Annotated in this window: 10 protein-coding genes; 7 read left to right on the forward strand and 3 right to left on the reverse strand. The window is 71.9% G+C overall.

All coding sequences use genetic code 11. From position 1 onward, the window contains the following. Nucleotides 1–42: 42 nt before the first annotated feature. Nucleotides 43–1,563: a peptide MFS transporter gene (locus ACFYUZ_RS32100; RefSeq protein ID WP_389315166.1), complete on the reverse strand. Its 1,521-nt coding sequence runs from the start codon at nucleotides 1,561–1,563 to the stop codon at nucleotides 43–45. Nucleotides 1,564–1,989: 426 nt separating this feature from the next. Here ACFYUZ_RS32100 and ACFYUZ_RS32105 point away from each other — a divergent pair, with 426 nt between their 5' ends. Both ACFYUZ_RS32105 and ACFYUZ_RS32110 read left to right on the forward strand, forming a co-directional pair. Continuing rightward, the gene (locus ACFYUZ_RS32105) at nucleotides 1,990–2,667 is read left to right on the forward strand and encodes a response regulator transcription factor (protein ID WP_030690380.1); all 678 of its coding nucleotides are present in this window, start codon (nucleotides 1,990–1,992) and stop codon (nucleotides 2,665–2,667) included. 46 nt (nucleotides 2,668–2,713) lie between these two features. Beyond that, nucleotides 2,714–3,985 (forward strand): ATP-binding protein, encoded by a 1,272-nt coding sequence (locus tag ACFYUZ_RS32110; protein WP_389315168.1) that lies wholly within the window; start codon nucleotides 2,714–2,716, stop codon nucleotides 3,983–3,985. 36 nt (nucleotides 3,986–4,021) lie between these two features. On the opposite strand, the gene ACFYUZ_RS32115 is transcribed toward ACFYUZ_RS32110, so the two are convergent. Continuing rightward, complete coding sequence (locus ACFYUZ_RS32115; protein ID WP_389315170.1) at nucleotides 4,022–4,537, reverse strand: GtrA family protein; 516 nt, start codon at nucleotides 4,535–4,537, stop codon at nucleotides 4,022–4,024. A gap of 198 nt (nucleotides 4,538–4,735) precedes the next feature. On the opposite strand from ACFYUZ_RS32115, the gene ACFYUZ_RS32120 reads away from it, so the two are divergent. The 4 genes from ACFYUZ_RS32120 to ACFYUZ_RS32135 all read left to right on the forward strand — a co-directional run bounded on the left by ACFYUZ_RS32120 (nucleotide 4,736) and on the right by ACFYUZ_RS32135 (nucleotide 8,661). After that, complete coding sequence (locus tag ACFYUZ_RS32120) at nucleotides 4,736–5,875, forward strand: 5-(carboxyamino)imidazole ribonucleotide synthase (protein ID WP_389315172.1); 1,140 nt, start codon at nucleotides 4,736–4,738, stop codon at nucleotides 5,873–5,875. A 19-nt stretch (nucleotides 5,876–5,894) separates the two neighbouring features. Next, on the forward strand, nucleotides 5,895–6,392 hold the full coding sequence (gene purE / locus ACFYUZ_RS32125; protein ID WP_389315195.1) for a 5-(carboxyamino)imidazole ribonucleotide mutase: 498 nt from the start codon (nucleotides 5,895–5,897) through the stop codon (nucleotides 6,390–6,392). After that, complete coding sequence (locus ACFYUZ_RS32130; RefSeq protein WP_389315174.1) at nucleotides 6,389–7,585, forward strand: dipeptidase; 1,197 nt, start codon at nucleotides 6,389–6,391, stop codon at nucleotides 7,583–7,585. The genes purE and ACFYUZ_RS32130 overlap by 4 nt, the downstream gene beginning before the upstream one ends. Before the next feature lie 152 nt (nucleotides 7,586–7,737). Next, nucleotides 7,738–8,661, forward strand: a complete 924-nt coding sequence (locus ACFYUZ_RS32135; protein WP_389315176.1) for a membrane dipeptidase — start codon at nucleotides 7,738–7,740, stop codon at nucleotides 8,659–8,661. Nucleotides 8,662–8,751: 90 nt separating this feature from the next. On the opposite strand, the gene ACFYUZ_RS32140 is transcribed toward ACFYUZ_RS32135, so the two are convergent. Continuing rightward, the gene (locus ACFYUZ_RS32140) at nucleotides 8,752–10,083 is read right to left on the reverse strand and encodes a UDP-glucose dehydrogenase family protein (protein ID WP_389315178.1); all 1,332 of its coding nucleotides are present in this window, start codon (nucleotides 10,081–10,083) and stop codon (nucleotides 8,752–8,754) included. A gap of 120 nt (nucleotides 10,084–10,203) precedes the next feature. Between ACFYUZ_RS32140 and ACFYUZ_RS32145 the strand changes: the two genes are divergently transcribed. Continuing rightward, the coding region (locus ACFYUZ_RS32145; protein WP_389315180.1) for an acyl-CoA dehydrogenase family protein at nucleotides 10,204–10,520 on the forward strand (317 nt) is incomplete at its 3' end.

Raw genomic sequence — 10,520 nt, forward strand, 5'->3', positions numbered from 1 at the left:
CACCGGTGCGGTGCGACGGGCCCTCCGTGCGGGCGGGTGACGTCAGTGGACGTCGCCCATGAGCGCCTTGACCTTCTTGCGGTACATGAAGACCGCGACGGCGGCGACCGTGGCGGCCGCGGCCTGCAGCGCGATGATCCCGGTGCCGTTCAGGTCCACGCCCGCGAGGGAGAGCAGACCCGTGGTGCAGTCACCGGCGGTGACGGCGAGGAACCAGACGCCCAGCATCTGCGAGGCGTACTTCTGCGGCGCCATCTTCGTGGTGACGGAGAGGCCGACCGGGGACAGACACAGCTCGGCGATGGTCTGGATCAGGTAGATCCCGACCAGCCACATCGGGCTGACCTTGGCGTCGCCGCCGGCCAGGCCGATCGGGGCGAGGAAGACGAAGAACGAGATGCCGATGCCCAGCAGGCCCAGCGAGAACTTCACGATGGTGCTCGGCTCCTGGTTGCGGCGGGCGAGCCACAGCCACAGCCAGGCGAAGACCGGGGCCAGCGCCATGACGAAGAGCGGGTTGAGCGACTGGAACCAGGTGGCCGGGAAGCTCAGCGGACCGAGGTGGTCGGCGGTCTTGCTGTCCGCGAAGAGGGACAGGGTCGAGCCGCCCTGGTCGTAGATCATCCAGAAGACGGCCGCGGCCACGAAGAACCAGATGTAGCCGGTGACCTTCGACTGCTCGACCTTGTCGAGGTCCTTGTCGCGCTTGATGCGGACGATCACGGCGATCGGGATGATCAGACCGGCGAGGGTGATCGGGACGAGCGCCCAGTTCAGGGTGTACATGCCGGCGGCGACGACGATGCCGTAGAAGACGGCGGCGACGACGATCGCGGCGCAGACCTTGACGATGACGGACTTGCGCTCGGCGGCGGAGAGCGGGTTCGGGACCACGCTGCTCTTCTCGCTCAGGTGGCGGGTGCCGAACAGGAACTGGCCCAGACCGATGGCCATGCCGATGGCCGCGAGCAGGAAGCCCAGGTGCCAGTTGTAGCTCTCGCCGACGGTGCCGATGACCAGCGGGGCGAGGAAGGCGCCGAGGTTGATGCCGACGTAGAAGAGCGTGAAGCCACCGTCACGGCGCGGGTCGTCCGGGCCGTCGTAGAGGTGGCCGACCATCGTGGAGATGTTGGCCTTGAGCAGACCGGAGCCGGCGGCGACCAGAGCCAGGCCGACGAAGAACATCGCCTGACCGGGGATGGCCAGCGAGGCGTGACCGGCCATGATCACGAAACCGGCGATGGTGACGGTCTTGCGGGCGCCCCAGACACGGTCGCCGAACCAGCCGCCGGGCATGGCCATCAGGTAGACCATCGAGACGTACACCGAGTAGATGGCCGTCGCCGTGGCCGCCGTCATGGCGAGGCCGCCACCCTGGCTGCCGGTCGCCGCGTCCGCGCCGCCGGAGACCAGGTACAGAACCAGCAGGGCCCGCATGCCGTAGTAGGAGAAACGCTCCCACATCTCGGTCATGAAGAGGGTGGCCAGACCACGAGGGTGGCCGAAGAACGTCTTCTCGGAACCAGGGGTTCCGGTCGAAGTCGTCGTCAGGCTGGACGCCATGTCGATCCTTGCTCTGTCGGGACGCACGCCTTGTGAGCGTGATGCGCCCGGTGGGGGAGGCCGGCACCGGCGGGGTCGTGTGACTCCGCCGGGATCCACGCCCCGGGAGACGCGTTTACGCGTCCAGGGACCCGGCCCACAGGTCGTTCACCGTCTCGAGGTTCGGCCGAGCCGACCCTACGCAGAAAGAGGACCTTGCCCCGTGAAGCAGGCCAAAGGTCCCCGATTACCGCTACTGACGTCTCGCCACCATACGACACGACAGTGCCGGATATGGAAGGACTTGAGAGATGGATCACAGGAAACGAAGGAACCGTACGCGATCATTCGAAGGTCATCTGCTGGATGCCCACAAGATCCCCAGGGGTCATTCGGGCCCTGCGGATCCCGCCCCGGCCCGGGCGCCGTGCGGACTACCATCACCCCATGACCCGTGTACTGCTCGCCGAGGACGACGCATCCATCTCGGAACCGCTGGCCCGCGCCCTGCGGAGAGAGGGGTACGAGGTCGAGGTCCGCGAGGACGGCCCGACCGCCCTCGACGCCGGCCTCCAGGGCGGGGTCGACCTGGTCGTGCTCGACCTGGGCCTGCCCGGCATGGACGGCCTGGAGGTCGCCCGACGGCTGCGCGCCGAGGGCCACACGGTCCCGATCCTGGTCCTCACCGCCCGCGCGGACGAGGTCGACACCGTCGTCGGGCTCGACGCGGGCGCCGACGACTACGTCACCAAGCCCTTCCGGCTCGCCGAGCTCCTCGCCCGCGTCCGGGCCCTGCTCCGGCGCGGCTCCACCGAGCCCGCCGTCGCCCCCGCGACCCACGGCGTCCGGATCGACGTCGAGTCGCACCGCGCCTGGATGGGCGACGAGGAGCTCCAGCTCACCGCGAAGGAGTTCGACCTCCTCCGCGTCCTGGTCCGGGACGCCGGCCGGGTCGTCACCCGCGACCAGCTGATGCGCGAGGTCTGGGACACCACCTGGTGGTCCTCCACCAAGACCCTCGACATGCACATCTCCTGGCTGCGCAAGAAGCTCGGCGACGACGCGGCGAACCCCCGCTACATCGCGACCGTCCGAGGAGTCGGCTTCCGCTTCGAGAAGAGCTGAGCCGCCGTTCCGCCCTGCCCGAGATGAGCCGAGCCACCCTTAAGCCATGCGTCGCCGCCTGATCAACTCCACGCTCGCCGTCGTCCTCGTCGTCATCGCCGTCTTCGGCGTCTCCCTGGTCGCCGTCGAGACCCGCACGATCTCCAGCAGCGCCCAGGAGAGCGTGGACTCGGAGGCGCTGAGGCTCGTCTCCATCGTCGACGGCCGGCTCATCGGCGGCGAGCCGGTCAACCCGGACATCCTCGCCGAGCAGGGCGGCGCCAAGCGGTACGCCCGGATCAGCATCCCCGGCCGCGACGCCATCGAGATCGGCGACCGCCCCGACGGCGAGGTCATCCGGGGCACCGCCCGCGGCGAGCGCGGCGAGACCGTGGTCGTCGAGGAGTCCCGCTCCGCGGTGACCGCCGAGGTCGGCCGCACCCTGCTGATCATCGGCGCGGTGGCCCTGCTCGCGGTCGTCGCCGCCGTCCTCCTCGCCGTGCGGCAGGCGAACAAGCTGGCGTCCCCGCTCACGGACCTCGCCGAGACCGCCGAGCGGCTCGGCTCCGGCGACCCGCGGCCCCGGCACAAGCGGTACGGGGTGCCCGAGCTGGACCGGGTCGCGGACGTCCTCGACGCCTCCGCCGAGCGCATCGCCCGGATGCTCACCGCCGAGCGCCGGCTCGCCGCCGACGCCTCCCACCAGCTCCGTACGCCCCTCACCGCGCTCTCCATGCGCCTGGAGGAGGTCGCCCTCGCCGAGGAGCTGGACACGGTCAAGGAGGAGGCGACGATCGCGCTCACCCAGGTCGAGCGGCTCACCGACGTCGTCGAGCGGCTCCTGACGAACGCGCGGGACCCCCGCACCGGCTCCGCCGTCGCCTTCGACCTGGACGAGGTCATCAAGCAGCAGATCGAGGAGTGGCGCCCCGCCTACCGCAGCGCGGGGCGGGCCATCGTGCACTCCGGCAAGCAGGGCATGCGGGCGGTCGGCACCCCGGGCGCGGTCGCCCAGGTCCTCGCCGCCCTGATCGAGAACTCGCTCATGCACGGCGGCGGCACGGTCGCCCTGCGCACCCGCGTCACCGGCAACCAGTCGGTGATCGAGGTCACCGACGAGGGCCCGGGCGTCCCCGCCGACCTCGGCGCGCGGATCTTCGAACGGGCGGTGAGCGGGCGCAGCTCGACGGGGATCGGCCTGGCGGTGGCCCGGGACCTGGCGGAGGCGGACGGCGGCCGGCTGGAGCTGCTCCAGCAGCAGCCGCCGGTCTTCGCGCTCTTCCTGAGCCGCGAGGTCAGGAGCGTCGCGACGGAGCCGCGGGAGCGCCCCGTGCGGTAGCGCCCCGGCCGGCGGATTCCTCGGGGGAAGGGCGGGTCAGACGTGGTCGGGCTGGCGGCGGACCGCCTGCCGGGGGGTCTTCTCCAGGAACGATTCCGCGGTCTGCACGGCCTCCTTCGCCGGCAGCGCGCGGAACACCCACGTGCGGTACGACCAGAAGCGGAACAGGGTCGCGACGCCGATGCCGAAGAACTTGAAGAAGTTGCTCTGCAGCGGGGTGTCCCAGCCGAAGCCGTACGTCGCCGCGTACAGCAGGCCGTTCTGGATCACCAGGCCGACCAGGCTGAAGAGGAGGAAGAGCACCAGTTCCTTGGTGCGGCTGCTCTTGTCCCGGTCCCGGTAGGTGAAGTACCGGAAGCCGAGGTAGTTGAACACGATCGCCACCACGGTGGCGATGATGCTCGCCCGTACGACCGGCAGCTCCGAGAAGTGACGGACGAGGTTGAACACGCCGAGGTCGACCAGGACCCCGACGGCCCCCACGGCACCGAACTTGGCGACCTCGCGGACGAGCCCCTCGAGTCGCATACGCAGTGCGCCGGGTTCACTCATGGTGATCGCTGTGTCCGTCCGTCCGGATGACGTCCGGGCGACGTCAACCCATCCATGCTAACCAGGGCCCCTGTCACCCGCCCGTGTACCTCGCAAACCCGTGGACGACCCGTTTCCCGGGCGGGTCCTACCCACCTGGAGCTTGTGCCAAAGCACAGCCGGACGAGTGTTCCCCGATGGTGCGGATACCCTAAGAGGGTGACGTTCCCCGTAGTAGGCATGGTCGGAGGCGGGCAGCTCGCCCGTATGACCCACGAGGCGGGTATCCCCCTCGGCATCAAGTTCAAGCTCCTCAGCGACACCCCGCAGGACTCCGCGGCCCAGGTGGTGAGCGAGGTCGTCCTCGGCGACTACCGCGACCTGGACACGCTGCGTGACTTCGCGCGCGGCTGCGACGTGATCACCTTCGATCACGAGCACGTGCCCGCGGAGCACCTGGCGGCCCTGGAGGCGGACGGCGTCGTCATCCGCCCCGGCCGCGAGGCCCTCGTGCACGCGCAGGACAAGGGGGTGATGCGCGCGAAGCTCGACGAGATCGGCGCGCCCAGCCCCCGGCACCGCATCGTCGCCGATCCGGCCGACGCCGCGGCCTTCGCGGCCGAGGTCGGCGGCTTCCCGATCATCCTGAAGACCGTGCGCGGCGGCTACGACGGCAAGGGCGTCTGGTTCGTCCGCACGCCCGAGGACGCCCACGACCCCTTCCGCGCCGGGGTCCCGGTCCTCGCCGAGGAGAAGGTCGACTTCGTCCGCGAGCTCGCGGCGAACATCGTCCGCTCCCCGCACGGCCAGGCCGTCGCCTACCCCGTCGTCGAGTCCCGCCAGGTCGACGGCGTCTGCGACACGGTCATCGCGCCCGCGCCCGGTCTCGACGAGGAGCTCGCGGGGCAGGCGCAGGAGCTGGCCCTCCGGATCGCCAAGGAGCTGGGCGTCGTCGGCCACCTCGCCGTCGAGCTGTTCCAGACCCGGGACGGCCGCATCCTCGTCAACGAACTGGCGATGCGCCCGCACAACTCCGGCCACTGGACCCAGGACGGGGCGATCACCTCGCAGTTCGCCAACCACGTCCGGGCGGTTCTCGACCTGCCCCTCGGCGATCCGCGCCCCCGCGCGCCGTGGACCGTGATGTGCAATGTCCTGGGCGGCGACTACCCGGACATGTACTCCGCGTACCTGCACTGCATGGCCAGGGACCCGCAGCTCAAGATCCACATGTACGGCAAGGACGTGAAGCCCGGTCGCAAGGTGGGCCACGTCAACACCTACGGCGACGACCTCGACGACGTGCTGGAGCGCGCCCGTCACGCCGCCGGCTATCTGCGAGGAACGATCGTTGAGTAATCCGCTCATTGGCATCGTCATGGGGTCCGACTCCGACTGGCCCGTGATGGAGGCCGCGGCGCAGGCCCTGGACGAGTTCGAGATCCCGTACGAGGTCGACGTCGTCTCCGCGCACCGGATGCCGCGCGAGATGATCGCGTACGGCGAGGAGGCCGCGGGCCGCGGGCTCAAGGCGATCATCGCGGGCGCCGGCGGCGCCGCCCACCTCCCGGGCATGCTCGCCTCCGTCACCCCGCTGCCCGTCATCGGCGTGCCGGTGCCGCTGAAGTACCTCGACGGCATGGACTCGCTGCTCTCCATCGTGCAGATGCCGGCCGGCGTCCCCGTCGCCACGGTCTCCGTCGCCGGGGCGCGCAACGCGGGCCTGCTCGCGGCCCGGATGCTCGCCGCGCACGACCCCGAGCTGCTCGCCCGGATGACCGAGTTCCAGCAGGAGCTCAACGGCCAGGCCACCGAGAAGGGCAAGCGCCTGCGGGCCAAGGTCGAGGGCGCAGAGTCCTTCGGCTTCGCCAGGTGAGCGCGGCCGACCGTCTGGAGGAGGCCCGCGAGCTGCTCGCGGGCCACCCCGTCGTCGACGGCCACAACGACCTCCCGTGGGCGCTGCGCGAGCACGTGCGCTACGACCTGGACCGGATGGACATCGGCGCGGACCAGTCCGGCGCGCTCCACACCGACCTCGCCCGGCTCCGGGCCGGCGGTGTCGGCGCCCAGTTCTGGTCGGTGTACGTGCCCTGCCGGCTGGCCGGGGACGACGCGGTCAGCGCGACCCTGGAGCAGATCGACGTCGTCGACCAGCTCCTCGACCGGTACGCCGCCGACCTCGCCCCCGCCCTCACGGCGGACGACATGGAGACGGCCCGGCGGCAGGGCCGCATCGCCTCCCTCAAGGGCGCCGAGGGCGGCCACTCGATCAACAACTCCCTCGCCACCCTGCGCGCGCTGCACGCCCTCGGCGTGCGCTACATGACGCTCACGCACAACGACAACAACGACTGGGCGGACTCGGCGACCGACGAGCCCGGCGTCGGCGGGCTCTCCGCCTTCGGCCGGCAGGTCGTCCGCGAGATGAACCGCTCCGGCATGCTCGTCGACCTCTCGCACGTCGCCGCGACGACGATGCGGGACGCGCTCGACGCCACGGCGGCGCCGGTGATCTTCTCGCACTCCTCGTCCCGCGCGGTCTGCGACCACCCGCGGAACGTCCCGGACGACGTCCTGGAGCGGCTGCCCGCGAACGGCGGCGTCGCGATGGCCACCTTCGTGCCCAAGTTCATCCTCCCCGCGGCCGTGGAGTGGACCGCCCGGGCGGACGACAACCTCAGGGCGCACGGCTTCGACCACCTCGACACCACCGCCGAGGCGATGAGGCTGCACCGCGCCTTCGAGGAGGCCCACCCCCGTCCGATCGCCACCGCCGCCACGGTCGCCGACCACCTCGACCACATGCGCGAGGCCGCCGGCATCGACCACATCGGCATCGGCGGCGACTACGACGGCACGGCCTTCACCCCGGCCGGTCTGGACGACGTCGCCGGCTACCCGAACCTGATCGCGGAGCTCCTGCACCGCGGCTGGTCCCGCCCGGACCTGGCCAAGCTGACCTGGTCCAACGCGGTCCGCGCCCTGAGGGACGCGGAAGCGGTCTCCCGCGACCTGAAGGCCCGCACGGCCCCGTCGAACGCGACGATCGACGTGCTCGACGCCCCCTAGGCCGGGTCCGGATCCGGCGGACAGGCCCCGACGGTCCTCACCCGGACGGTCCAGCCCACCGAGCCCCCCGAGGGGGCCGGTGGCACGGTGGACGGTACCGCCCCGCCGCGCTCGGCGGGGCGGTACTGCATCGCCGAGTCCGGAGTCACACCATGGCGGAACTGCTAGACGACCATCCCTCCCTCTCCACCGTCCCTCCCGCCGTCGGCGTGCCCACGCCCCCGGACCCCTCCCCGCCGCTCGACGAGACGGCCCGGGCCCGCGCCCTCCTGGCCGCCCAGCCCGTCACCGAGGGGCACACCGAACTCCCCGAGTCCCTCGACCCGGAGGACCTGCCGCCCGTCCGCGCCCGAGAGGCCGGGGCCCAGTTCTGGTCCCTGCACGTCGAGGCGGAGGAGGGCGTCGTCGGGACCCTGCGGCGGATCGACTCCGTCCGCGCCCTCGTCGCCGCCTGCCCCGAGGACCTGCGCCTCGCGTACACCTCCTCCGAGCTGGCCGACGCCCGCAACTGCGGCCGCGTCGCCGCCCTGCTCGGCCCGGTCGGCTGGGCGGCGCTCGGCGGCTCGGCCGCCACCCTGCGGGCCTACCACGCCCTGGGCGTACGGGCCGTGAACCTCATCTGCTTCGACCGCTTCGCCCGCGACGCCGTACGGGAGATGAACCGCATCGGCCTGGCCGTGGACCTCTCCGGCGCCGACCCGGACACGATCCGCAGCGCCCTCGCGGTCACCCGGGCCCCCGCCCTGCTGACCAGGGCGGCCCCGGAGGCCCTCCCGGACGAGGTCCTGCGCCTCCTCGGCGGGAACGGCGCCGTCCTCATGGTCACCGTCGCCGAGGACCCGGCCGCCGCCGCGGACGCCCTCGACCGGGTACGGGCGGGGGCGGGCCCGCAGTGCGTCGGCGTCTCCGGCACCACCGCCCCGGCCGTCGGCTACGCACCGCTCTTCGCCGAGCTGCTCCGCCGGGGCTGGAGCGCGCAGGAACTGGTCGGCCTCGCCCACGCCAACGCCGCCCGGGTGCTGCGGGAGACGGAGTTCCTCTCCCGGTCCAACCGGATCCGGCGGGCCGCGGCCTGAGGCGTACGGGAGCCCGAGGCGTACGCGGCCTGGGGCGTACGGAAAAGGGGCGCACCGCCCGGCGGTGCGCCCCTCTCCCCGTCCCGTCCGTCAGGCCGTCGGGCGGCCCATCGCCCGGTACGTCCAGCCGGCCGCCCGCCACCGCTCCCCGTCGAGGGCGTTGCGGCCGTCGAGGACCACCCGCGTCGAGGCGGCCTCGGCCAGCTCCGCCGGGTCGAGCTCGCGGAACTCGCGCCACTCGGTCAGGTGCAGCACCACGTCCGCCCCGCGCACCGCCTCCAGGGCGGAGGAGGCGTAGCCGAGGGTCGGGAAGACCTTGCGGGCGTTCTCCATGCCCTTCGGGTCGTAGACGGTCACCTGGCCGCCCTGGAGGTGTATCTGGCCGGCCACGTTCAGGGCGGGGGAGTCGCGGACGTCGTCCGAGTCCGGCTTGAAGGTGGCGCCGAGGACGGCGACCCGGCGGCCCAGGAAGGTGGACCCGCCCAGGGCCTCGCGGGCCATCTCGACCATCTGGCCGCGCCGCCGCATGTTGATCGAGTCGATCTCGCGGAGGAAGGTCAGGGCCTGGTCGGCGCCCAGCTCGCCCGCGCGGGCCATGAAGGCCCGGATGTCCTTCGGGAGGCAGCCGCCGCCGAAGCCGATGCCGGCGCGCAGGAACTTGGCGCCGATCCGGTCGTCGTGGCCGATGGCCTCCGCGAGCTTGGCGACGTCGCCGCCGGCGGCCTCGCAGACCTCCGCCATCGCGTTGATGAAGGAGATCTTCGTGGCCAGGAAGGAGTTGGCGGCCGTCTTCACGAGCTCGGCCGTCGGGAAGTCGGTCACCACGAACGGCGAGCCGTCGCCGACGGGCACCGCGTACACCTCGCGGAGCGTCTTCTCGGCCCGCTCGCCGGAGCCGCGCAGGCCGACCACGATCCGGTCGGGGTGCAGGGTGTCCTGGACGGCGAAGCCCTCCCGCAGGAACTCGGGGTTCCAGGCGAGGTCGACGCCCTCGGGGAGGAGCCCCGCGAGCCGCTCGGCGGAGCCGACCGGCACGGTCGACTTGCCGACGACCAGGGACCCGGCGCGGGCGACCCCGGCGAGGGAGGCGAAGGCGGCGTCCACGTAGCTCATGTCGCAGGCGTACTCGCCGTGCTTCTGCGGGGTGTTCACGCAGACGAAGTGCACGTCGCCGAAGGCGCCGACCTCCTCCCAGGAGGTGGTGAAGCGCAGCCGGCCGCTCGACCCCTCGATGCCGGCCACGTGCTTCGCGAGCAGCTCCTCCAGGCCCGGCTCGTACATGGGGACGCGTCCGGCGGACAGCATCTCGATCTTCTCGGGGACGACGTCCAGGCCGAGCACCTCGAAGCCCAGCTCCGCCATGGCCGCGGCGTGGGTGGCGCCGAGGTAGCCGGTGCCGATCACGGTGATCTTGAGGGCCATGCGGGACTCCAGGGAACGTCGGGCGGAATGCCTGCCCGAGCATAGTCGGGCGCTGGTCCGGGGCCCGGTCACGCCCTACCATTTGGGTTACTTAACGGTAGTTAGCAAGCGTGGGAGTGAATGAGCGTGGCGGGTTCGACTGATTTCGACCTGTATCGGCCCTCGGAGGAGCACGACATGCTCCGTGAGTCGGTGCGTGCCCTCGCGGAGGCGAAGATCGCTCCGTTCGCGGCGGCGGTGGACGAGGAGGGCCGCTTCCCGCAGGAGGCCCTGGACGCGCTGGTCGCCAACGACCTGCACGCCGTGCACGTGCCCGAGAGCTACGGCGGCGCCGGCGCCGACGCCCTGGCCACCGTGATCGTGATCGAGGAGGTCGCCCGCGCCTGCTGCTCCTCCTCGCTGATCCCGGCCGTCAACAAGCTGGGCTCCCTGCCGGT

Origin of the sequence: Streptomyces sp. NPDC004266, from assembly GCF_042874095.1 — a bacterium.
Taxonomy (GTDB): Bacteria; Actinomycetota; Actinomycetes; order Streptomycetales; family Streptomycetaceae; genus Streptomyces.

Bases quoted from the DNA above. Each gene is read 5' to 3' on its own strand.
- ACFYUZ_RS32100 (WP_389315166.1), bottom strand. From the start codon at position 1,563: ATGGCGTCCAGCCTGACGACGACTTCGACCGGAACCCCTGGTTCCGAG.
- ACFYUZ_RS32105 (WP_030690380.1), top strand. From the start codon at position 1,990: ATGACCCGTGTACTGCTCGCCGAGGACGACGCATCCATCTCGGAACCG.
- ACFYUZ_RS32110 (WP_389315168.1), top strand. From the start codon at position 2,714: ATGCGTCGCCGCCTGATCAACTCCACGCTCGCCGTCGTCCTCGTCGTC.
- ACFYUZ_RS32115 (WP_389315170.1), bottom strand. From the start codon at position 4,537: ATGAGTGAACCCGGCGCACTGCGTATGCGACTCGAGGGGCTCGTCCGC.
- purE (WP_389315195.1), top strand. From the start codon at position 5,895: ATGGGGTCCGACTCCGACTGGCCCGTGATGGAGGCCGCGGCGCAGGCC.
- ACFYUZ_RS32135 (WP_389315176.1), top strand. From the start codon at position 7,738: ATGGCGGAACTGCTAGACGACCATCCCTCCCTCTCCACCGTCCCTCCC.
- ACFYUZ_RS32140 (WP_389315178.1), bottom strand. From the start codon at position 10,083: ATGGCCCTCAAGATCACCGTGATCGGCACCGGCTACCTCGGCGCCACC.